Source organism: Marinimicrobium locisalis (assembly GCF_039822625.1).
Classification (GTDB): Bacteria; Pseudomonadota; Gammaproteobacteria; order Pseudomonadales; family Cellvibrionaceae; genus Marinimicrobium; species Marinimicrobium locisalis.
Genome location: NZ_JBDLLG010000019.1, coordinates 25,951 through 49,316, shown reverse-complemented (window position 1 = coordinate 49,316; position 23,366 = coordinate 25,951). Strand labels below are relative to the sequence as shown.

Genomic DNA, 23,366 nt, shown 5'->3' with positions numbered 1-23,366 from the left:
CTTCTATGCAATTGGTAACGATCCTCGGGGCCTCCGGCTCCATCGGCGACAGTACGCTGGACGTGCTCGCCCGGCACCCTGACCGCTATTCCCTTTACGCGTTGACCGCTTACGCCCAATGGCAAAAGCTGGGGGAGGCCTGTCTCAGGCACCGCCCGCGTTATGCGGTGGTCGTGGAGGAAGCCGGGGCGGAGTCCCTGAGCGCTTGGTTGAGAGAGCGGGGCAGTGACACTGAAGTGTTGGCGGGCCCCGAGGCGCTGAGCGAGGTGGCCTCGGCACCGGGGGTGGATACGGTCATGGCCTCGATCGTCGGTGGGGCCGGCCTGGTACCGACCTTGGCCGCGGTCCGCGCGGGAAAGAAAATTCTGCTTGCCAATAAAGAAGCATTGGTGATGGCCGGAGGGCTGTTCACTCGGGCGGTGGAAGAGCACGGTGCAACGCTCTTGCCCATCGACAGCGAGCACAATGCCATTTTCCAGTGCTTGCCGGGCCACCCTCGCGATTGCCTTGGCGGGGGCCTGGCGGGCAGCGGAGTGAGTAAAATTTTGCTCACCGCGTCCGGGGGGCCGTTTCGGGACTACCCGGCGGATCAACTGGCTTCGGTGACGCCCGAGCAGGCTTGCGCCCATCCGAACTGGAGCATGGGACAAAAAATCTCGGTTGACTCGGCGACTTTGATGAATAAAGGTTTGGAGCTGATCGAAGCCTGTTGGCTGTTCCATGCCCAGCCGGACCAGATTGAAGTGGTGGTCCATCCCCAGAGTGTGATCCACTCCATGGTGGAGTACGTTGACGGTTCTATGCTGGCGCAGATGGGTAACCCGGATATGCGCACACCCATCGCTCACGCCCTGGCTTGGCCCGAGCGGATGGCCTCCGGCGTGGCCGGGCTGGATATGATCGCCACGGCGAGGCTGGACTTCGCCGCGCCCGACACCGAGCGCTTTCCCTGTTTGCGCCTGGCGGCCGATGCGGCACGGGCGGGCGGTACGGCCCCCGCGGTGCTGAATGCAGCCAACGAGATTGCGGTCGAGGCTTTTTTAAACCGCCGAATCGGGTTTACGGACATCCCGCGAATTATTGAAACGGTTATGGGTCGGGTGGCATTTAATGAACCCGACAGTTTAGAGACTGTCCAAGGCGCGGATCTTGAGGCTCGCCAGCAGGCGAGCGCTCTGATCCAGCCCCACTGAGAGGTTGTTTGTGGCACTGATTCAGACGGTTATTTGGTTTCTGGTCGCGCTGGTGATTCTGGTGGCCGTGCACGAGTTCGGCCACTTCTATGTCGCGCGGCGATGCGGCGTTAAGGTACTGCGCTTCTCCATTGGCTTTGGAAAAATCCTATGGCGTCGCCGCGACCGCCAGGGAACGGAGTTCGCCCTGGCTGCCATCCCGCTGGGCGGTTATGTCAAGATGCTTGACGAGCGTGAGGGCGAGGTACCCGAGGAGGAACTCCACCGGGCCTTTAATCGCAAGAACGTCTGGCAGCGGATCGCGGTCGTGGCGGCGGGGCCCGTGGCAAACTTTATTCTGGCCGTCTTGCTGTTCTGGCTGCTGATGATTCCCGGTACGCGCGAGCCCATCCCCATTATCGGTGACGTCGAGACCGGTTCGGTCGCGGCGGAGGCGGGCCTGGAGGCCGGCCAGGAAATTTTGGCCGTTGACGGAGAGTCCACGCCTACCTGGCAGGCGCTTCACCAGCAACTATTGCGCCGTCTGGGCGAGAGCGGCACCATCTCGTTTCGGGTGAAGTACCCCGAATCAGACTTGCAATACATGTCCGAAGCTCGGCTTGAAGGGTGGCTTCAGGGCATTGAAGAGCCCGACCCGGTCTCTGGGTTGGGTTTGAAACTCAAACGCCCGACGGTCAAACCGGTTGTTGGCCAAGTGGTGCCCGAAAGCGCGGCCGAGCGGGCGGGCTTGCAGAGCGGCGACCATGTTCTCAGCGCCGATGGCCAGCCTATGCCCGATTGGACCACCTGGGTCGAGTATGTGCGCGAGCGACCGGGCGAAGAAATTCAGCTGACGGTGGAACGCGACGGGGCGGAAAAGAGTCTATCGGTGACGCCTGAAACGGTGGAAGAGGAGGGAGAGCGCTTCGGTCGGGTTGGCGTTGGTCTTCAGCCCCAGTCCTGGCCGGAAGAGTGGGTGCGCGAATATCGGTACGGGCCGGTCGAGTCCTTTGTGGCGGGTGTGGATCGAACGTGGGACACCGCTGGTTTTGTGCTGCTTTCCGTTAAAAAGCTCATTGTGGGTGAAATCTCGACGAAAAACTTGAGCGGCCCCATCACCATTGCTAAGGTGGCCGGCGATTCCGCCCAGAGCGGATGGAAGAGTTTTGTTGGGTTTGTGGCGCTGCTGAGTATTTTCCTGGGCGTTTTCAACCTGTTGCCCATTCCGGTGCTGGATGGCGGTCACCTGATGTATTACTTCATTGAAGTAGTGAAAGGCAGCCCTGTTTCCGAGCGGGCGCAGCAGATCGGCTATCAGATAGGGCTGATCATGGTTGTCGGGCTGATGTTCCTCGCGCTCTACAACGACATCATGCGTCTGTAAGCGTGTGCCGGCCATCGCCGGAACGATTGGAGTCAGGCGTGGTACAGCCACCGCCAAAATGCGATTGATTTTAACTGAAAAGAATTTTTCTATGATGCGAGTGTGGATGCGAGTGATCAGCCTGTTGGGCGCGCTGCTGTTGGCAGTGACGGTACAGGCCCAAAATTTCGAGATCAGTGATATTCGAGTTGAAGGTCTGCAGAGGGTATCCGCCGGTACCGTATTCAGCGCCCTCCCGCTCCGAGTAGGGGATCAGGTCACCAGCGATGATATTCGCATGGCCACGCGAGCGCTGTTTCAGGTCGGGTATTTTGCCGATGTGGCCATGGGCCGCGACGGTGACGTTCTGGTTGTTCGGGTGGAAGAGCGCCCGGCCATCAACGAAATCACCATTGAAGGCAACAAAGTGATCAAAACCGAGGACTTGATGGAGAGTCTTCGCGATAACGATCTATTTGAAGGTCAGATTTTCCAGCGCGCGACTCTCGAAGGCATTAGCCAGGCGTTGGAGCGTGAATATATCGGTCAGGGGCGCTACGGTGCCTCCGTGGATATCAACGTGGAAGAGCTCCCCCGGAACCAGGTGAAGGTGACGGTTGACGTAAACGAAGGCAAGCCGGCCCGTATCAAAGGCATCAACATTGTCGGCAATGACACCTTCTCGGACGAGGAGTTGCTCGAAGGCTTTGAGCTCAAATCCTCCGGCTGGTTTTCCTGGATTACCGGCGATGACAAGTACTCCCGGGAAAAACTCACCGGCGATATCGAGACCCTTGAGTCCCACTATCTGGACCGGGGCTATCTGAGCTTCAACATTGATTCCACCCAGGTGGCGCTCAGCCCCGATAAGTCCGAGATCTATATCACGCTGAACGTGACAGAAGGCGATGTCTATACCGTGAGCGAAGTGGAGCTGGCCGGGGACCTTAAGCTCCCCGAAGAGCTGGTGCGCCGCATGATCTTGTTGCGCGAGGGGAATACCTTCTCCCAGATCCTGATGACCAACTCGTCCGACTACATCACCCAGCGGCTGGGGAACGAGGGCTATACCTTCGCCGAGGTGGAAGGCATCCCCGAAAAGAACGATGAGGACAAGACCGTAAAAGTGACCTTTTTTGTCGATCCGGGCCAACGCGCCTATGTGCGCCGGATCAATTTCAAGGGCAATACCAAGACGATTGATGAGGTATTGCGCCGCGAGATGCGTCAGATGGAAGGTGGGGCCGCCTCCACCGCCCAGATTGAGCACTCTAAAGTGCGCCTCGACCGGTTGGGTTTCTTCAAGGAGGTGACGGTGGAGACCAATGAGGTTCCCGGCGTCGACAATCAGGTGGATGTAGACTACACCGTTGAAGAATCGCCCTCGGGCAGCATGGGCCTGCAGATTGGTTACGCGGAGTATTCCGGGTTGCTGCTCTCGGCCAATATCCAGCAGAACAACTGGTTCGGCTCGGGCAAGCAGGTGGGCTTCTCCCTGAGTAACAGCCGTTTCCGTACCTCTTACAACTTTAATTATAACGACCCTTATTTTACTCGGGATGGCGTCAGTCGCGGTATCAATCTGTACTATACCCAGAGTGACTATGCCAGCTACAACGTGGCGGGCTATAGCACCGACGTATACGGCGCGAAACTGAGCTTTGGTTATCCAATCTCGGAAATTGAGCGCATCGGTTTCAGCTTCGAAGCCCGTGACCTGACCGTTAAAACGACCAGTGCCTCCCCTCGGGAAATTATTCGCCAGCCCCGCATCCCCCTGGGTGCTCCCTACGTGACCCAGTCCGAACAGGAGGACTTCGAAGAGTCTATCGCTTCGGGGCGTGACTGGCCGGAAGGTATCCCCACCATGGACGTGACCGAGGAGGTGCTGGGCGAGCCCGGCTACGTGGATGCCAACGGGTCTGAGTTTCAGGATGTGTTAGTGGGCTTCAATTACCGGCAGTCGACGTTGAACCGCGGCATGCTCGCCACCCGAGGGACGTCGCAAACGTTCTCAACCGAAGTGGCCATGCCGGGAGGCGACCTGGAATACTACAAACTGGATTACCGCGCCGAGACCTACAAGCCGCTGACTCGCGCTCTGACGTTGAAACTGCGTACTCATCTCGGCTATGCCGATGGCTACGGTGAGAGCGGTGAGCTGCCTTTCTTTGAAAACTACTATGCCGGGGGCTTCGGTTCGGTTCGCGGCTTTGAGCGCAACAGCCTCGGGCCACGCTCGACCTATCCGGAAAGACCCTATACGGATATCGTGGCCTGGAATGACGCCAATGGCGACGGCGTTGGTGCGAGCCGGGATTCCAATGAAACCCGTCAAGCGTACGTGCTGTGTGAAGACCCGGCGGCGTTTGAGAACACCCGGCAAAAGTGCAACCCCGGCGAGCTGATTACCACCTACCAGTACACTCCCCAGCAGGCAGCGAACCGCGACAGCCGCTATTCCGCCTTCGGCGGCAATATCCTGGTGGAAGCGGGCGCGGAAATTCTTTTCCCGCTGCCCTTTATCAAGGACCAGCGCATGCTCCAGTCCAGTATTTTCGTGGAAGGTGGCAACGTGTTCAGCACGAGTTGCCGCGAGACGCAACTGAACTGCTTCGAGCCGGATTTTGATCGCGTCAGCGCCTCCGCCGGTCTGGGGTTAACCTGGATCACCGGTTTTGGCCCCTTGACCTTTGCGGTATCGCGCCCGATTGCTGAAAACGAGGGGGACGATCCGGAATATTTCCAATTTTCTTTGGGTGGATCCTTCTAACGCGGTATGATTGGCCCCTTTTAGGGAGGCCCCTAGGGTTTTTAATAGAGGGCCCCGGCGGTTTTCACCGCCATACAAGGTTTCGGCGGCCCTGGTTTCAGGGCCGTTTTGTTTCCTAACTTGTTGATAATACAGAGGAAAATGTCGTCATGATGGTTAATGCAAAAAAAGTGGCTCTGGGTTTGATTTTGTTGCTGGGTTCCAGCCTGGCGCTGGCCGAGGGGAAAGTGGTGGTTCTCGACCTTCAGGCGGCCGTATTGAGCACTGATTCGGCCCAGCAGCGTCTCAAGGCTCTGGAAGAAAATGAAGAGTACGCCGCACTGCGCACTCGCTTCGAGAGTCTTACCGCCGACTTGCAGTCCTTTCAGAAAGACGCTCAGAAAAATGCCATGACCTGGTCTGAAGAGAAGAAGCAGGAAAAGCAAAAAGAAGCGCAACAGCTTCGTCAGGAGTACGAGCGCACCGCTCAGACGCTCCAGGGCGAGCGCCAGCGGATTATGCAGGCAGTGATGCAGGAAATGGGGGGCAATACTCAGAAAGTGCTTTCCGAGCTGATTGAAGCCGAAAATATTGGCTTGGTGCTCAACAGCGAAAGCGCGTTTCACGCCACCGATGAGTACGACATCACCCCAGAGGTGACTGAGCTGCTCAACAAAGCGAACGCCAGCGCCGAATAATCGAAGAGGCCTGCGCGGTGACCGTTGCCCACACGCTCTCTTCGTTGGCGCGCCTACTCGGCGTTGACTACGAAGGCGACCCCGAATGCCCTCTGAGTGCTCTGGCCACCCTGCAGAGTGCCGGGCCGGGGCAGGTGAGCTTTATCGCCAACCCCGTTTACCGCAAGTACCTTGCCCAGACGCAGGCTTCGGCGGTGATTATGGCACCCGCCCTGGCGAGTGACTTTTCCGGCAATAAATTGCTGACCGAGAAGCCTTACGAAGCCTATGCCCGCCTAACCAAGCTGTTCGATCAGCGGTTAGCGGTGCCTCGGGGAGTTCACCCCAGCGCCGTGGTCGGGAAGGGGTGCCAACTTGCGGACGGTGTCGCGGTTGGCCCCAATGCGGTGATCGGTGACGACGTTGTGCTGGGCTCCGGCGTTGAGATCGGTGCCGGCGCGACGGTGGGCGATGGCTGTGAGCTGGGGGCCGGCTCTCGGCTCGCCGCCCGGGCCGTGCTCTACCACAATGTCAGGCTCGGGCGGAATTGCCTGGTTCACAGCGGCGCTGTGATTGGCGCGGATGGCTTTGGGTTTGCGCCCACATCGGAAGGTTGGGTAAAAATCCACCAACTGGGCGGTGTCGTTTTGGGGCATGACGTGGAGGTGGGCTCGGGCACGACCATTGACCGAGGGGCTCTGGATGACACTTGGATTGGGGATGGCGTTAAGATCGACAACCAAGTGCAAATCGCCCACAACGTCAAAATTGGCAACCATACCGCCATTGCCGGTCAGGTAGGTATTGCCGGGAGTACCACACTGGGAGAGAATTGCACCATCGCCGGTGGGGTTGGCATTATCGGGCACCTGAGCATTGCCGATGACGTTCACATCACCGCCATGAGTTTGGTTACCCACTCCCTTCGCGAGGCCGGCTCCTACTCTTCGGGCACACCGCTGACAACCACCCGTGAGTGGCGTCGCAATGCGGTGCGCTTTAAACAACTGGACGAGCTGGCGGCACGCCTGAAGAAACTCGCTCCATAAAAGAATTAAATAGACCGGTGCCGCTGAGCGATGCCGGCATTTAGAGAGGGCGGCCTAAAGGGCGGCCCATTGAATGAATACCCAGGGGTCGTTGACTATGATGGATGTAAGAGAAATACGTGAATACCTGCCCCACCGCTATCCGTTCCTATTGGTCGATCGCGTTGTGGAGCTGGTTGAGGGCGAGTCAATCGTCGCCTATAAGAATATTTCAGTAAACGAGGAAGTGTTCAACGGCCACTTTCCCCAGAGCCCGGTATTCCCGGGCGTGATGATTTTGGAGGCGCTGGCGCAGGCCTCTGGTGTGCTCGGCTTCAAAACCATGAACAAGAAGCCGGAAGACGGCTCCATTTATCTGTTTGCCGGCGTGGATGATGTGCGCTTCAAGCGCCAGGTGATCCCCGGTGATCGGTTGACGCTGGAATCTCGCGTGATGTCGGTTAAGCGCGGTATCTGGAAGTTCGAATGTAAGGCCACCGTGGACGGTGCGCTCGCCGCGTCGGCCATTATCCTGTGTGCGGATCGAAAAGTGTAAGCGCGGCCTCGGCCGCATTCAGACGCCGCCGGTGCGGTGACTGACCACAGAATACCCCGGAAAGAGTGAGTGAGACCTTGATTCACCCGACTGCGATTGTTCATCCCGAGGCCCGCTTGGCGCCCGACGTCGAAGTTGGCCCCTGGACGGTGATTGGCGCCGACGTAGAGATCGGTCCGGGTACCGTGATTGAATCCCACGTCGTGCTCAAGGGGCCCACCCGTATTGGGAGCCATAACCATATCTATCAGTTCTCCACCGTGGGTGAAGCTACGCCGGATCTTAAATACAAGGGCGAGCCGACGTGGCTGGTGATTGGCGACCATAACGTGATTCGCGAAGGGGTGACCATTCATCGTGGCACTGTGCAGGATCGGGGCGAAACCACCATCGGGAACCACAATCTGCTGATGGCTTATGTTCACATTGGCCACGATAGCGTTCTCGGGGATCACTGTATTCTGGTGAACAACACGGCCTTGGCGGGGCATGTTCATATTGGCGACTGGGCCATTCTCAGCGGCTTTACCCTGGTGCATCAGTACTGCCATATCGGCGCCCACAGCTTTACCGGGATGGGCACCGCGTTGGGTAAGGACCTACCGGCTTACGTGATGGCCAATGGCAACCCGGCGGCGGCGAAAAGCGTCAATTCCGAGGGATTGCGTCGGCGGGGGTTCTCCAAGGAGGACATCTCGACGATTAACCGTGCCTACAAGGTTATTTATCGGCGCGGGCTCACGCGCGAGGAAGCGCTTAAAGAACTCACCGATATGGCCTCCGAGTGCCAGGCGTTGCAGCCCCTGGTCGACTCGGTGAAAGGGTCCTCCCGTGGTATTGTTCGCTAGGCATGGTTATGGAAACGCAGGAGAGCCGCCCTTCGGACGATAAACAGGGCCGAATGCAAATAGGTATGGTCGTGGGCGAAGCCTCCGGCGACATACTGGGGGCCGCTCTAATGCGCGCGCTTCGCCAGCATTACCCGGAGTGCGAGTTTTCCGGTATTGGCGGCCCGCGTATGCTCGCCCAGGGCTTTCACTCCTATTTTCCCATGGACCGCCTCTCGGTCATGGGCTTTGTGGACCCGCTCAAGCGGTTGCCGGAATTGCTGAAAATCCGCAAGTTTTTGAAAGCGCATTTTACCGAGCATCGCCCTTCGGTGTTTATTGGTGTCGACTCCCCGGACTTTACGCTCAACATCGAACGGCACCTGCGCGAGGAGGTCGGTGTCCCCACGGTTCACTACGTGAGCCCCTCGGTGTGGGCCTGGCGCCAGGGTCGAATCAAGGGGATTGCCCGCAGTGTGGACCTGATGCTGACCCTGCTGCCATTTGAGGCGGAGTTCTATCGCCAGCACGAGGTGCCCGTGGAGTTCGTCGGCCATCATTTGGCGGATGAAATTCCCTTGGAGGTGGACGCCGCCGGCGCCCGGGAAGCACTGGGCATTTCCCACACCGGGCCTCTGCTGGCACTGCTTCCCGGCAGTCGAAAAGGGGAAGTGGAGCAACTGGGGGAGCTGTTTCTCAAGGCCGCGCGCCTGTGCCGTGAACAGCGGCCCAACCTACAGTTTGTTATTCCGGCCGCCAACCCGGCCCGATACCGCCAAATACACCACCAACTGGCCGAATACGTGGACCTGCCGGTTCACTTGATACAGGGTCAATCCCAGAAGGCAATGGCGGCGGCGGACGTGGCGCTAATTTCCTCTGGAACCACGGCGCTCGAAGCCATGCTGCTGAAAACGCCCATGGTGGTGGCCTACAAGATGGCTGCGCTGTCTTATGCCATTTTGTCCCGGTTGGTAAAAACGGAATACGTGTCCCTACCCAACCTGTTGGCAGGCCGTGAGCTGGTTCCCGAGCTGCTACAGAAGGCGGCCACGCCCAAGGCCCTGAGCGCGGCGGTACTGGACTATATCGACCACCCCGAGCAAACGGAGTCCTTGTGCCAGACTTTCACGGAAATGCACCGGGACCTGGCCCGAAACGCCAGCGCTCGCGCGGCGGAGGCCATAGCGGGGCTGGTGGAGGAGCGGTCCAAATGAAAGCGGTATTGGGTCCTTTTGTGCCGAGTTACACTGGCCCCTGGCTGGCGGGGGTGGATGAAGTCGGCCGCGGACCCCTGGCGGGGGATGTCGTGGCGGCGGCGGTCATTCTGGCCCCTGATCGGCCGATCGAGGGCCTGAACGATTCCAAGCAGTTGACCGAGAAGCGGCGCGAATTGCTGTTTGAGGAGATTCAGGGCAGCGCGGCGGCCTGGTGTATTGCCCGGGCGTCGGTGGCGGAAATCGATCGCTTGAATATCCTACAGGCAAGCCTGTTGGCGATGACGCGAGCCGTCCAGGGCTTGGCCCGGGCGCCGGAGCATGTGTTGGTGGATGGGAATCGCTTGCCCCAGTGGGAGTATTCGGCGGAGGCGGTGGTGAAGGGGGACAGCCGTCACCCGGCCATCAGCGCGGCGTCGATTCTGGCGAAGGTGGCCCGGGATCGGGAGATGGTGGCCTTTGATGAGCAGTACCCGGGCTATGGTTTTGCGGGCCACAAGGGTTACCCGACCAAAACCCATTTGGCGGCGCTGGAAAAGCTCGGGGTCACTCCCATCCACCGAACCTCTTACGCGCCGGTGCGTGAGCGCATCGAACAGATAGAATTGTTTTAGCCTCTAACTTAGAGAAGCATCCGTCGAAGCAGAGAAGCTCGACAACAAACGACCCGGCACACATTATGAGTAACCAATTCGTACATCTAAGACTTCACACCGAATACTCCCTGTCGGACAGTTTGGTTCGCATCAAACCGCTGGTTAAAAAAGTAGCCGAACTGGGCATGCCCGCCGTCGCCGTCACCGACCAAACCAACTTCTACGGCCTTATCAAATTCTACAAAGCCGCCCAGGGCAGCGGCCTCAAACCCATCGCCGGCAGCGACTTCATGGTCGCCAACGCCGACCCCGAAGGCAAGCCCACGCTCATCACCCTCCTGGCGATGAACAACAAAGGCTACAAAAACATCATCGAACTGATCTCCCGTGCGTGGCAAAAAGGCCAGCACCACGGGCTCCCCTACGTGCAACGGCAGTGGATCAGTGAGGTGACCGAAGGCGTGATTGCCCTCTCCGGCGGTAAATTCGGTGACATCGGTGTCGCGTTGATCGGCGGTCGCAAAAGCCAAGCGCGCGAAGCGCTAAATGGCTGGATGGCCGACTTCCCCAACCGTTTCTACCTGGAGCTCCAGCGCACCGGCCGGGAAAACGATGAAGACTACCTGCACGCCGCCGTCGACATCGCCACCCAGGCACAGTGCCCCGTGGTGGCCACCAACGATGTGCGCTTTCTGAACCGGGACGAATTCGAAGCCCACGAAGCCCGGGTGTGCATCAGCGAAAGCCGCACACTCGACGACCCCCGCCGCGAACGCCGCTACAGTGACCAACAATACCTGCGCTCGCCCGAAGAAATGGCGGAACTGTTCAGCGATATTCCCGAAGCGCTGCAAAACTCCGTGGAAATCGCCAAACGCTGTAGTTTGGATATCGAGCTGGGCAAATACTACTTGCCCGAATACCCCATTCCCGAAGGCATGACCGAGAACCAGTTCTTCGAGAAAATTTCCTACGAAGGGTTGTACGATCGGCTGGAAAAAATCCTCGACCCGCAGGCAGCCGACTACGAAGAGCGTAAAAAGGAATACGAGCAGCGGCTTCAGTTTGAACTGGATATCATTGTCCAAATGGGATTCCCGGGCTACTTTCTGATCGTGATGGACTTTATTCAGTGGGCCAAGGATCAGGACATTCCCGTGGGGCCGGGCCGGGGTTCCGGTGCCGGTTCATTGGTGGCCTACTCACTGAAAATTACCGACCTGGACCCCCTGCAGTACGATCTGCTGTTCGAACGTTTCCTGAACCCGGAACGGGTTTCCATGCCCGACTTCGACGTCGACTTCTGCATGGACAACCGGGACCAGGTGATTAACTACGTGGCCGACAACTACGGTCGCGATGCGGTCAGTCAGATTATTACCTTCGGTACCATGGCCGCCAAGGCCGTGGTGCGCGATGTGGCGCGGGTGCAGGGCAAGTCCTACGGTTTGGCCGATAAACTCTCAAAAATGATTCCCGCTACCCCGGGCATGACCCTCGAGGCTGCCCTGGAACAGGAAGATGTACTGCGGGAATTTTTGGAGAACGACGAAGAGGCCCAGGAAATCTGGGAGATGGCCAAACAACTCGAAGGCCTGGCCCGTAACGTCGGCAAACACGCCGGTGGCGTAGTGATCGCCCCCACCAAACTGACCGACTTTGCGCCTCTTTATTGTGATGACGCCGGCGGCGGCTTGGTGACCCAGTACGATAAAAACGATGTGGAAGATGCGGGGCTGGTGAAATTTGACTTCCTCGGTCTGCGCACGCTAACCATTATCGACTGGGCGAAGACGATGATTGATCGCCAGCGGGAGAAGGGCGGGGAAGCGCCGCTGGACATCAATGCTATTCCGCTGGATGACAAGCCCACCTTCGAGATGCTCAAGCGCGCGGAAACCACGGCGGTCTTCCAGCTCGAATCCCGCGGCATGAAGGACCTGATCAAAAAAATTATTCCCGAAAGCCTGGAAGAACTGATCGCCCTGGTGGCCCTGTTCCGCCCCGGCCCGTTGGACTCGGGCATGGTGGATGACTTCATCAACCGCAAACACGGCCGGGCCCAAGTCGCTTACCCCGATGCCAAGTATCAGCACGAGCGGTTGGAGCCGATTCTCAAGCCCACCTACGGCGTGATCGTGTATCAGGAGCAGGTGATGCAGATCGCCCAGGAGCTGGCCGGCTACAGCCTCGGCGGCGCCGACATGTTGCGCCGGGCCATGGGTAAGAAAAAGCCCGAGGAAATGGCCAAGCAGCGCAAGATTTTCGAAGAGGGGGCGAAAGAGCAGGGCATCGACCCCGACCTGGCGATGAAGATCTTTGACCTGGTGGAAAAATTCGCCGGCTACGGGTTTAACAAATCCCACTCCGCCGCCTACGCTCTGGTGTCTTATCAAACCGCTTGGCTGAAGGCCCATTATCCGGCGCACTTTATGGCGGCCACCATGTCCTCGGACATGGATAAGACCGACAAGGTGGTGACGTTCATCGAAGACTGTCGCCAGATGAAGTTGCAGCTGCTGCCCCCGGATGTGAACACGGGTGAGTTTCAGTTCAGTGTGGATGATGAGAACAATATTATCTATGGTCTGGGCGCCATTAAGGGGTTGGGTGAAGGCCCCGTGGAGAGCATCATTGCCGCGCGCAAGGACGGTCCGTTCAAGGACCTGTTCGACTTCTGCGCTCGGGTCGATCCGCGCAAGGTCAACAAGCGCGCCCTGGAGGCACTGATTCGGTCCGGCGCCGCCGACAAGTTGGGGCCGGGCATCGATCTGGATTACGATCGGGCCGTCATGTTTGCGGCCATCAATGAAGCGGTGAAAACCGCAGAGCAACAGGCGGCCAACCAGAGCGCGGGTATGGTGGACTTGTTTGGCGAGGTGATTCCCGGGGGTAATCCGGAGGCCGATGCCTATGGGGAGTTTCACAAGGTACGCAGTTGGGGCATGAAGGAGCGACTGCACGGAGAGAAAGAGACCCTCGGGCTGTACCTGACTGGCCACCCGATTGATGAGTACGACAGTGAACTGAATCATTTGGTCACTTCCCGTATTTCTGATCTAAAGCCTCAGAAGGAGAGCCAGACGGTCGCGGGCCTGGTGGTCGCGATGCGGGTGATGAAGACCAAGCGGGGCGATTCCATGGCGTTTGTGACGCTGGATGACCGCACCGGTCGCATTGAGGTGGCGGTGTTCAGTGATGCGTTTTCCGAGGCCCGGGATTTGTTGTTGAAGGACAGTCTGTTGGTGATTACCGGTCAGGTCAGTCACGATGATTACAGTGGCGCTTTGAAGATGCGGGCGGATAAGTTGCGGCTGCTGTCGGATGTGCGTCAGGAGCGCGCCCGTGAGTTGTGCCTGGCGGTGGAGGCGGGGGCTTTGTCTCGGAATTTTTCGCGTCAGTTGAGTGAGTTGTTGGATCCGTACCGGGAGGGCCGCTGCCCGATTGTGATTGATTACACCCGCCAGGGCGCCCGCGGCCAGCTACGCCTGGGCCAGGCCTGGCACGTCCGCCCGGAGGATGACCTCTTGCAGCGCCTTCGGGACACCTATGGTTCTGATAGCGTGCATTTGGTTTACTCGTAAAAGTAGTGCAACAGGCTGGCTTGATGTGCATCACGTCCGGTCTGGTGTGCACTGTTCCCAGACACGCCGTAAACCCATCCCTGGGGGCTCGAATCGCGGGTCCCCCGCTCCACGGTCTGGGAACAGTGCACCCCACACCAGACCTCAGAGCCAGTAGCACCCATAGTTTTTCTCCTGAGGTTCTTTGGCCGTCAGTAACACGTAGGGTAGGTAAGCGAAGCGCCTCCTACCATTTTTTTAGGTAAACCAATGGCTAAAAATGGTCATTTGCTCAAAGCGTATCAACCGGTAACGGCGGAAGACGAGGTACTAGGTGCTCCACGACGCTCCGACAGTTGCTATTGGTACAGAGGCTTGGGGTGGCGAAGACCGGTTGTAGACTCTCTGAGGCATGGATGCCGATGAGAAGCCCCCATGGATGGGTTCACGGCGGGTCTACAACCGGTCTTCGGCAGTCCAAGCCGGACGCGATGCTACAGACGTTGTATCCTGACGTGAGTGTGCGTTACGGAATACTTGAGGAAAGAGGGGTGAGGGCGAAGCCCATAGAGGTCGACTAATTTGACCGTTTCGCGTATCTTAGACGCCCTTCGACGAGTGTTTACCGTTTAAAAACGACACTGAGCCTGACAGCCGATTATGAATCTGAACTATCTAGAATTCGAACAGCCCATCGCCGAACTCGAAGGTAAAATCGAGGAACTCCAACTGGTGGGGAGCGATAACGACCTCAATATAACCGAGGAAATCGCCAAACTTCGGGAAAAGAGCACCAAACTTACCGAAAGCATCTACGCCCAACTCACCCCCTGGCAAGTCGTCCAGGTGGCGCGGCACCCGCATCGGCCCTATACCGCCGACTACATCAAGCGGCTGTTCACCGACTGGGACGAACTGCACGGTGACCGCCATTTCGGCGACGACCACGCGATCATCGGTGGCATTGCCCGCCTAAATGACAAGCCTGTCATGGTGATTGGCGAAGAAAAAGGCCGCAGCGTCCACGACAAGGTCCACCGCAACTTCGGTATGCCCCGTCCCGAAGGCTACCGCAAGGCCCTGCGCTTGATGGAAATGGCCGAGCGCTTCAAGCTACCGGTGCTGACTCTGATCGACACCCCCGGGGCCTACCCCGGCATCGACTCGGAAGAGCGTGGCATCAGCGAATCCATCGCCCAGAACTTGGCGGTCATGTCCCGTCTGCGCACGCCGATTATCTGCACCGTAATCGGGGAAGGCTCTTCCGGGGGCGCCTTGGCCATCGGTGTGGGCGACCAGCTGAACATGCTGCAGTACTCCACTTATTTTGTGATCTCCCCGGAAGGCTGCGCCAACATCATTTGGAAGACCGTGGCAAAAGCCCCCCAAGCCGCCGAAGCTATGGGCGTGACTTCCACTGTGTTGGAGGAGTTGGGGATTGTGGATGAGACTATTCCCGAGCCGCTGGGCGGCGCCCACCGCGATATCGATGCCATGGCCGAGAAGCTCAAGGCCCGCTTGAGCGCCCAGCTTGACCGCTTGAGCGATGAGCCCATCGACACGCTCCTGGAGCGCCGCTACGAGCGTTTGATGAGTTACGGGAATCCCTAGATCTTATCCCCTCTTGTTTGATCTGGTTTTGGCAGGGCATCACGGTCCGGTTCGGGCAGGTAGAGGGCCTTACTCTATTTTTCCAATTAATCGAGTCGTGGCTAGCAAAGTTATCTTTGGCACTGAGGCTCGGGGTGGGGTATACCGGTTGTAGACTCTCTGAGGCATGGATGCCGATGAGAAGCCCCCAAGGATGGGTTCACGGCGGGTCTACAACCGGTATACCCCACCCCGAGCCGGACGCTATGCCCCGTCCAAGCTACGCCAATCGTTATTTCAACTCGCTATATCCCCACCCTACGCTCACAACAAAATTTTACCCGTAATAAACTTTTTACAAGTAATGCGTCCTGCTTCACGTTAATCCTCTCGCTCCTCCGTTACCCTTTCCGCGACGTTCACACCACCAAGTTTATTTGAACGACAAGTGACGTCATATCCCTCTAAATCGTCACACCAACAAATTAAAACACGGTATTAAGGAGCGATGTATGAAACATAAAAACTACGCTCGCCAGTGTATTGCCTCACTGGCGGCAGCCGGCCTCTGGCTGGCCGCATCGGCAGGCGTTCAGGCCGTACCCTCGGAACCTTACGAGTGGCAAAACGTCCGCATCGACGGCGGCGGTTTTGTCCCCGGCATCGTATTTAACCGCACCGAGCCGGGCTTGATCTATGCACGCACCGACATTGGCGGCGTCTACCGCTGGCAACCCGAATCCCAAACCTGGAAACCGCTGCTCGACTGGGTAGGGTGGGATAACTGGGGCTGGAACGGCGTGCTGAGCGTCGCCACCGACCCGGTCAACCCGGACCGGGTCTATGCCGCGGTGGGCATGTACACCAATGGTTGGGACCCCAACAACGGCGCCATTCTACGCTCCTCCGACCGGGGGGAGACCTGGGAGGCCACCGAGCTGCCGTTTCATATCGGTGGCAACATGCCCGGCCGAGGCATGGGCGAGCGCCTGGCCATCGACCCCAATGACAACAGCACCCTGTACTTTGGCGCCGAGGGCGGCAACGGTCTCTGGCGCAGCACCGACTATGGTGAAACCTGGAGCGAAGTCACCGTCTTCCCCAACCCCGGTGACTACGCCCAGGACCCCGATGATGAAAACAACTACCTGAATCAGATTCAGGGCGTAGTCTGGGTCGACTTTGACCGGGCCAGCGGCACGCCGGGGCAGGGCAGTGACCGCATCTTTGTCGGTGTCGCCGACCTGGAGCAGTCTCTTTACCAGAGCCTGGACGGTGGTCAAACCTGGGAGCCGATTCCCGGCGCACCCACCGGCTATATTCCGCATAAGGCCGTAGTGGATCACGAGAATGGCCGTCTTTATGTGGCCACCAGCGATACCGGGGGCCCCTACGACGGCGCCCTGGGGGAAGTCTGGCGCTATGACATCGCCGGCGGCACCTGGACTGATATCAGCCCCGTGTCCGCCGACAGCGATGACGCCTACTTTGGTTACAGTGGTCTGACCCTCGACCGCCAAGATCCCGAGACGTTGATCGTGGCCTCGCAGATTTCCTGGTGGCCGGATGCGATTTTCTACCGCTCCACCGACGCCGGGGAAACCTGGAACCCCATCTGGGAATGGGCCGCCTATCCCGAGCGCGACATGAAGTACGAAATCGACATCACCGAAGTGCCCTGGTTGGATTTCGGAGTCGAGAACCCCGTGGCGCCAGAGACCGCTCCAAAACTGGGCTGGATGAACGAGTCGGTGGAAATTGACCCCCACAATTCCGACCGTCTGATGTACGGCACCGGCGCCACCATTTACGGCACGGAAAACCTGACCGAATGGGACAGTGATGGCACCGTGATCATTCGCCCCATGGTGGAAGGGCTGGAAGAGACCGCCATTCTGGATTTGGCCAGCCCCCCGGAGGGCGCTCACCTGTTCTCTGCCATGCTGGATGTCGGCGGTTTTAAGCATACCGACCTGGATCAAGTGCCGGAGACCATGTACACCACGCCCACGGTTAGCGGCGTGACCAGCATCGATTTTGCCGAACAGAGCCCGAGCACCATGGTGCGGGTCGGGGAAGGCGATGAAGAACCCGCGATTGGTATAACCACTTCCGCCGCCGATAGCTGGTGGGCCGGTCAGCTGCCCGAGGGTGTGACTGGAGCGGGTACCGTCGCCCTGTCCGCCGACGGTGGTGCCATTCTCTGGAGCACCGAGGGTGCCGGGGTGCAGTACTCTACGACCTTCGGCAGCTCCTGGAGCGCCTCCACCGGCATCCCGGAAGGGGCCGTTGTGAAGTCGGACCGCGCCAACCCGAACCGGTTTTATGGGCTGTCCGAAGGCCGTGTTTATGTCAGCGACAACCAGGGTGCCTCCTTTACGCAAACCGCCGCGGATAACCTGCCCACCGGCGGCACCCAAAAGCTGGAAGCGGTGCCGGGTTTTGAAGGTCATCTCTGGTTTGCCGGCGGCAGCACCGACGGCGCCTACGGTCTGTGGCGCTCTACCGACGGGGGCGAAACCTTCAGCCAGTTGAACAACGTGGAAGAGGCAAACAATGTCGGCTTCGGCAAGGCCGCTCCTGGGGCTGATTATCCTGCGCTGTATATCATCGCCCAAGTGGACGGTGTGCGGGGGGTTTTCCGCTCCAATGACGAAGGCGCCTCTTGGGTGCGTATCAACGACGACCAACATCAGTACGGTAACTTTGGCGAGGCGATTACCGGGGACCCGCGTATCTATGGCCGGTTCTACCTGGGCACCAACGGCCGCGGTATTATTTACGGGGATCCGGCCGGTGGCGTCAGCTCTTCCAGCGCCGCGTCCTCTGTAAGCTCAAGCCAGAGCTCGAGCGTCAGTTCTGAACAGAGCTCCAGCGTCAGTTCGAGCGCGAGCTCCAGCCTGAGTTCATCGGTTTCCTCCGCGGTATCCAGCGCGGTGTCGTCCAGCTTGTCGTCCTCGGTCAGTTCATCGGCGAGCAGCGCAGTCTCCAGTGTCAGCTCCAGCAGTGCCTCGAGTGCATCGAGCGCCCCGGCCGGAGACCTCACCTGCGCCGTGAATGTGGTAAACGACTGGGGCACCGGTTACCAGATGGAAGTGAGCGTGACCAACAATGGCAGTTCAGCGACGAATGGTTGGACGGTTGTCCTGAGCTATGCGAACGCACCGCAGCTCTCGGGTCACTGGAGCGCCGAGCTGACCACCAGTGGCAGCGAGGTCACCGCCACGAACCTGAGTTGGAATGGTCAGATTCAGGCGGGGCAGAGTGCCGCTTTCGGGGTACTTGGCAACTATGAAGGGAGTTTTACCACGCCCACCTGTAGCGCTGTGAATTAAGTCACACCCACAGCCATCATGAAAAAAAGGCCGCTCCCGTCTATCGGGCGCGGCCTTTTTTTATTCAACCCGCTTTGAGTCAGTGCCGAAAAATCAGCCCTGTTGTTTCAATGCTGCGCGAACGCCAGCGGCATAGTCCGGATGCACCTGTTCAAAGTGGCCTAATTGGCGTTCGACAATAAAGTCGGGCACGCCGGCCATGGCCCCGGCAATGTTGTTGAACAAGCGCTGCTTCTGAGCCTCGTCGAACAGTTCGAACAATGCCCGTGGCTGACTGTAATCATCGTTGCCTTCGCGGTGGTTGTAGCGGTCGGCATCGCCATCAATTTTCAACGGTGGCTCCAACACGTCCGGTTTTTCCACCGGGCCGCTGAACGAGTTGGGCTCATAGTAGGCGTCCGGGTTCGGGTTGTTGGGCGTAAAGCGCATCTGCCCGTCCTTGTGGTAATGGTGGACGGGGCACTTGGGCGCATTTACCGGCAGCGCTTCGTAGTGTGTTCCGAGGCGGTGGCGGTGCGCATCGGCGTAAGCGAACACCCGCGCCTGCAGCATTTTGTCGGGCGAGAAACCGATACCCGGCACGATGTTCGACGGAGAGAACGCCGCTTGCTCGATTTCCGAGAAGTAGTTATCCGCGTTGCGGTTTAACTCCATAATACCTACTTCAATCAGCGGGTAATCGGCGTGCGGCCAGACTTTGGTCAGGTCAAACGGGTTGTAGGGGGTTCTCTCCGCGTCCTTCTCTGGCATGATCTGCACGCAGAAACGCCACTTGGGATAGTCGCCGTTCTCCAGCGCGTTGAACAAGTCTTCCTGAGTGGACTCTCGGGTTTTGCCCACGATTTTCTCGGCTTCGTCATCCGTCCAGTGTTTGTGGCCCTGCATGGTCTTGAAGTGGAACTTCACCCAGAACCGCTCGTTGTCGTCATTGATGAAGCTGAAGGTGTGGCTGCCGTAACCGTTAATGTGGCGTACGTCCGTGGGTAAGCCGCGGTCAGACATCAAGATGGTCACCTGATGCAAGGATTCCGGAGACAGTGACCAAAAGTCCCACATGGCGGTGGGGGAGCGCAGGTTGGTTCTCGGGTGGCGCTTCTGGGTGTGAATGAAGTCGGGGAACTTGTAGGGGTCCCGCACAAAGAACACGGGGGTGTTGTTGCCCACCATATCCCAGTTGCCTTCTTCGGTGTAGAACTTCAGTGCAAATCCGCGTACATCCCGTTCGGCGTCGGCGGCACCCTGTTCGCCCGCCACGGTAGAAAAGCGGGCGAGCATGTCGGTTTTCTTGCCCACTTCCGAGAAGAGTTTGGCTTTGGTGTATTGGCTAATGTCATTGGTAATGGTCAGCGTTCCATAGGCGCCCCATCCTTTGGCGTGAACGGCCCGCTCGGGAATACGCTCGCGGTTCTGGTGCGCCAGCTTTTCAATGAGTTGGTAATCCTGGAGCAACAGTGGCCCCCGTGGCCCTGCGGTCATGCTGTTCTGGTTATCCCCAATGGGGGCACCGGCGGAGGTGGTTAATGTGGGCTTCTTTTGGTCACTCATTCGGTTTCGCTCCGTTGTTCTAAATAGTGGCTGGGTAGTGTGTACGTCACCATCCCAGATGAAGATGATAGGGGTGAGCTTATGGACAAAGGGAGAGGGGTGCCAATTAAGAGTTTTTATGGAGTCTATAAATAGGTGGTGGATTAATAGTTAATGGCTATTTATTGAGTGGTACCCACCTCAAGGCTGGCTTGTGGTGGGGGGCTGAGGCGCTCGCTAGCGCCACTGCGGGGTTAAGAAGGTCTCAGGCGCTGGCGAGCAGCCGGTCGTACTTACGGCTCAGAAGGTCGTAGAACTTCTCCCGTGCCCGGCTTACTTCCTGCTTGAGTCCGGCCACTTGCTCGAGGCTGATATCGGGCCGGGAGGCATAGACTTGTTTGCGAAACAGGGCGATTTGGCTGCCGTATAGGCGCAGGCTGCGCTCGAGGTTTTTCTCCCCCAGCATGAGGAGTTTGGACTCGGCTTCGGCCAGGCCTTTAAATTCGTTGACCAGATCGGCGCTGATGCTTTCCAGTTCTTGCTTGCGCTCTTTGGGCCAGCGCTCGCCGAACTGGATGGATTCGGCCGCCAGTGACGAGTATTTGGCGAAGGTGTGGGTGAGGCGTCCGACTTGGGCGGAGACGTCTTCGAGATGGCTCAACCGACGATTTTCCTTGGGCGAGCGGGAGCCTACGACGGCGTTGCGGCGCATGACCCACCAGCCCGCCAGGCCGGCGATCATGGCGCCCAGGGCGACTTTGAGGGAGGTGTCGAGCAATTCAATAAAGATTGCGGTATCCACGGTGGCGGTCCTCGAAGACAGAAACTTGACGTTTTGGGTGTTTGTCTTCGATCTCTGCAAGAATAGCGCCAGGTGTGGTGAACAAAAAAGAGAACAGCTAACCCCCAGCAATCTTCACCGTGAAGCCCTTTTTCTCCAAAGCCGGCTTCAGGTTCTCCCGCTGGTCCCCCTGAATCGTAATCACCCCATCCTTGATCGCGCCCCCCACGCCGCAGAGCTTCTTCAAATCCTTCGCCAGCGTCTTCAACTCCGCCCCGGCCAACGGAACTCCCGTAATCAAGGTCACCGCCTTCCCCCCGCGGCCCTTCGTCTCCCGGTGCAAACGCACAATACCATCGCCCTGCGGTGCCGCCTCCGGCTTGGATGCCTCCTCTCGGACACGGCCCGTCTCCGTTGAATACACCAAACGGCTCTCTTTACTCATCATTCAACTCCCGATTCAACGCCCGCCTGGACAAAACCCACATGATAACAAGCCTCAATGGTAGAATCGCCCACCTCGAATGACCTCCATACCGCCAGAAAACGGAGACTGCCGTTGAAACACCTGACCGTATTGCGAACCCTCACCCTCAGCCTGACAACCATTCTGCTCACCACCGGCTGTAGTGACGGCGGCGAGAGGCCGGCGCAAGAAGACCTGACCCCCGAACAACAACTGATCGAGACCGGGCGGCGTCAGGCCCGCTCCTGTTTTGGCTGCCACGGGCCGAAAGGGCGCTCCAAAGTGAATTCCTACCCCTCGCTGGCGGGCCTTTCCGAAGCGTACCTCTCAGAGCAGCTGCAGGCCTTCCGCAGTGGCGAGCGGGACAACCCCATGATGAACTCCATCGCCCGCAACCTGGACGAGCAGGCGATTGAGGCCCTTAGTGCCTATTTTGCCAGCGTGCCGGCCAAGGCCGGGGTTAATAAGGCGAGTGTTAAGGCCAGTGTTAAGGCCAGTGTTAAGGAGAGCGCCGATGAGTGAGATCCAGGGCCATTGGAGCGAACGGTGGCAACCGGTAGTGGACGCCTTTGCCTACAACAGGGCAGAAGCCGGCGACGAGGCGGCGGCCCTGGCGGTGTACCGGTCGGGGGAGCCGGTTATCAGCATTTGGGCCGGCGAGGCAGAGCCCGGACACGCCTGGACGGAAAACACCCAAGTGAACCTATTCTCGGCCAGCAAGGGCATTGTGGCGCTGGCTGTCCTGCAACTGGTGGACGAAGGGACGCTGGCGCTGGACAGCCCCGTGGCGGAGTACTGGCCCGAGTTCGGCGCGGCGGGGAAAGCCTCGATTACCGTGCGGGATTTGCTCGGCCATCGTTCAGGGGTATCCGCCCTTAAGGAACGCGTGGGAGAGCAAGACATTTTTGATTGGGATACCATGGTCCGGCGGATTGAAGAGGCCGAGCCCTGGTGGGAGCCCGGCCAGGGGCAGGGCTATTCGCCCTTCCTGTTTGGCTGGGCCCTGGGCGAGTTGGTGCGGCGCGTGGCCGGTGTGGAGCGCTTCTCCGACCAAGTGGAGAAACGAATTGCCCGCCCTTTGGGGTTGGCGTTGGGTTTCGGGGCCTCGGGGGATGGGGTGCCGGTGGCCCAGTCCCGGCCGCTCAAGCGGGCCTTGGGCGGTGCCGGCACTGGGGCTGACAGCCAGTCTCTGGGCCGGATCATGAAAGCGGACCCGCGCGGGGTTACCAACAAGGCATTCAGCAACCCCATGAGCTTGCTGACCGCCAGCAACAGTGAGGACTGGCGGGCGGCGGAAATACCGGCGGCCAACGGCCACGGCAGTGCACTGGATCTGGCCGCATTGTACGGCGCCCTGGCCAATGGCGGTCGTTTGAAGGGCCACTGCCTGTTGAGCGAAAAAGCACTCTCGCTCTGTGGCGAGGAACTGACCTTTGAGGAAGACCGCGTGCTCGGGCTGCCGCTGCGCTTTGGGCACGGTTTTATGTTGTCCCAGAAGCGGGCGGACTGCCGGTTCGGCCGTGGGCGCGGCGCCTTCGGCCACCCCGGTGCCGGTGGGTGCCTGGGGTTTGCCGACCCGGAGTACGGCATTGGTTTTGGTTACGTGACTGGCCGAATGGGCCAGAGCCTATTGATTGATTCCCGGCCTCAACGCTTGATTGATGCCCTTTATGATGTGTTGGGAGATGCCCCATGAGTGAACAGCGGGATTGGGAAGACATTCAGTCGCGCCTGGCGTTTCAAGAGCAGGCGGTGAGCGAACTCAGCGATGTGGTGGCCCGCCAGGCCGAGCAAATTGATCGGCTTGAGCAGCAACTGCGCGCGCTGGCCGGAAAGTACCGCGATCTGAGAGATACCTTGGAGGAGGGCCCCGGCGGCGGCAACCCGGTGAATGAGCGGCCGCCGCACTACTAACGGTG

18 protein-coding genes are annotated in these 23,366 nt (G+C 59.0%); 15 read left to right on the top strand and 3 right to left on the bottom strand.

All coding sequences use genetic code 11. From position 1 onward, the window contains the following. The first annotated feature begins 5 nt into the window (after window positions 1-5). The 12 genes from ispC (at window position 6) to AAE514_RS12795 (ending at window position 18,676) form a co-directional block, all read left to right on the top strand. Complete coding sequence (gene ispC / locus AAE514_RS12850; protein WP_347331951.1) at window positions 6-1,193, top strand: 1-deoxy-D-xylulose-5-phosphate reductoisomerase; 1,188 nt, start codon at window positions 6-8, stop codon at window positions 1,191-1,193. Between the two features lie 10 nt (window positions 1,194-1,203). Further along, window positions 1,204-2,556 carry a sigma E protease regulator RseP gene (rseP, locus tag AAE514_RS12845; RefSeq protein WP_347331950.1) on the top strand — a complete coding sequence of 451 codons (1,353 nt, stop codon included), beginning with the start codon at window positions 1,204-1,206 and terminating at the stop codon, window positions 2,554-2,556. Window positions 2,557-2,650: 94 nt separating this feature from the next. Continuing rightward, window positions 2,651-5,308, top strand: coding sequence for an outer membrane protein assembly factor BamA (gene bamA / locus AAE514_RS12840; RefSeq protein ID WP_430623902.1), 2,658 nt, complete (start codon window positions 2,651-2,653; stop codon window positions 5,306-5,308). 149 nt (window positions 5,309-5,457) lie between these two features. Beyond that, a complete protein-coding gene (locus tag AAE514_RS12835) occupies window positions 5,458-5,985 on the top strand; it encodes an OmpH/Skp family outer membrane protein (RefSeq protein ID WP_347331948.1) in 528 nt (175 codons plus the stop codon). A 17-nt stretch (window positions 5,986-6,002) separates the two neighbouring features. Continuing rightward, on the top strand, window positions 6,003-7,013 hold the full coding sequence (lpxD, locus tag AAE514_RS12830; RefSeq protein WP_347331947.1) for a UDP-3-O-(3-hydroxymyristoyl)glucosamine N-acyltransferase: 1,011 nt from the start codon (window positions 6,003-6,005) through the stop codon (window positions 7,011-7,013). A 97-nt stretch (window positions 7,014-7,110) separates the two neighbouring features. Beyond that, window positions 7,111-7,548 carry a 3-hydroxyacyl-ACP dehydratase FabZ gene (fabZ, locus tag AAE514_RS12825; RefSeq protein ID WP_347331946.1) on the top strand — a complete coding sequence of 146 codons (438 nt, stop codon included), beginning with the start codon at window positions 7,111-7,113 and terminating at the stop codon, window positions 7,546-7,548. A 65-nt stretch (window positions 7,549-7,613) separates the two neighbouring features. Further along, a complete protein-coding gene (lpxA, locus tag AAE514_RS12820) occupies window positions 7,614-8,396 on the top strand; it encodes an acyl-ACP--UDP-N-acetylglucosamine O-acyltransferase (protein ID WP_347331945.1) in 783 nt (260 codons plus the stop codon). Window positions 8,397-8,404: 8 nt separating this feature from the next. Then, complete coding sequence (gene lpxB / locus AAE514_RS12815; protein ID WP_347331944.1) at window positions 8,405-9,592, top strand: lipid-A-disaccharide synthase; 1,188 nt, start codon at window positions 8,405-8,407, stop codon at window positions 9,590-9,592. Further along, window positions 9,589-10,206: a ribonuclease HII gene (gene rnhB, locus AAE514_RS12810; RefSeq protein WP_347331943.1), complete on the top strand. Its 618-nt coding sequence runs from the start codon at window positions 9,589-9,591 to the stop codon at window positions 10,204-10,206. The genes lpxB and rnhB overlap by 4 nt, the downstream gene beginning before the upstream one ends. A gap of 65 nt (window positions 10,207-10,271) precedes the next feature. Further along, window positions 10,272-13,772, top strand: coding sequence for a DNA polymerase III subunit alpha (dnaE, locus tag AAE514_RS12805; RefSeq protein ID WP_347331942.1), 3,501 nt, complete (start codon window positions 10,272-10,274; stop codon window positions 13,770-13,772). Between the two features lie 639 nt (window positions 13,773-14,411). Then, window positions 14,412-15,362, top strand: a complete 951-nt coding sequence (locus tag AAE514_RS12800) for an acetyl-CoA carboxylase carboxyltransferase subunit alpha (RefSeq protein ID WP_347331941.1) — start codon at window positions 14,412-14,414, stop codon at window positions 15,360-15,362. Between the two features lie 491 nt (window positions 15,363-15,853). Beyond that, window positions 15,854-18,676 (top strand): cellulose binding domain-containing protein, encoded by a 2,823-nt coding sequence (locus tag AAE514_RS12795; RefSeq protein WP_347331940.1) that lies wholly within the window; start codon window positions 15,854-15,856, stop codon window positions 18,674-18,676. A gap of 93 nt (window positions 18,677-18,769) precedes the next feature. On the opposite strand, the gene AAE514_RS12790 is transcribed toward AAE514_RS12795, so the two are convergent. From AAE514_RS12790 to yciH, 3 genes are all read right to left on the bottom strand, one after another. Beyond that, the gene (locus tag AAE514_RS12790; RefSeq protein WP_347331939.1) at window positions 18,770-20,221 is read right to left on the bottom strand and encodes a catalase; all 1,452 of its coding nucleotides are present in this window, start codon (window positions 20,219-20,221) and stop codon (window positions 18,770-18,772) included. Window positions 20,222-20,465: 244 nt separating this feature from the next. Then, window positions 20,466-21,002: an energy transducer TonB gene (locus AAE514_RS12785; RefSeq protein WP_347331938.1), complete on the bottom strand. Its 537-nt coding sequence runs from the start codon at window positions 21,000-21,002 to the stop codon at window positions 20,466-20,468. Window positions 21,003-21,099: 97 nt separating this feature from the next. After that, a complete protein-coding gene (yciH, locus tag AAE514_RS12780) occupies window positions 21,100-21,426 on the bottom strand; it encodes a stress response translation initiation inhibitor YciH (protein WP_347332008.1) in 327 nt (108 codons plus the stop codon). Window positions 21,427-21,540: 114 nt separating this feature from the next. Here yciH and AAE514_RS12775 point away from each other — a divergent pair, with 114 nt between their 5' ends. Genes AAE514_RS12775 through AAE514_RS12765 form a run of 3 tightly spaced genes read left to right on the top strand, consistent with a single transcriptional unit; the run spans window position 21,541 to window position 23,361 of the window. After that, on the top strand, window positions 21,541-21,969 hold the full coding sequence (locus AAE514_RS12775) for a c-type cytochrome (protein ID WP_347331937.1): 429 nt from the start codon (window positions 21,541-21,543) through the stop codon (window positions 21,967-21,969). Continuing rightward, complete coding sequence (locus AAE514_RS12770) at window positions 21,962-23,143, top strand: serine hydrolase domain-containing protein (protein ID WP_347331936.1); 1,182 nt, start codon at window positions 21,962-21,964, stop codon at window positions 23,141-23,143. The genes AAE514_RS12775 and AAE514_RS12770 overlap by 8 nt, the downstream gene beginning before the upstream one ends. Continuing rightward, complete coding sequence (locus AAE514_RS12765; RefSeq protein ID WP_347331935.1) at window positions 23,140-23,361, top strand: SlyX family protein; 222 nt, start codon at window positions 23,140-23,142, stop codon at window positions 23,359-23,361. The genes AAE514_RS12770 and AAE514_RS12765 overlap by 4 nt, the downstream gene beginning before the upstream one ends. Window positions 23,362-23,366: the final 5 nt, after the last annotated feature.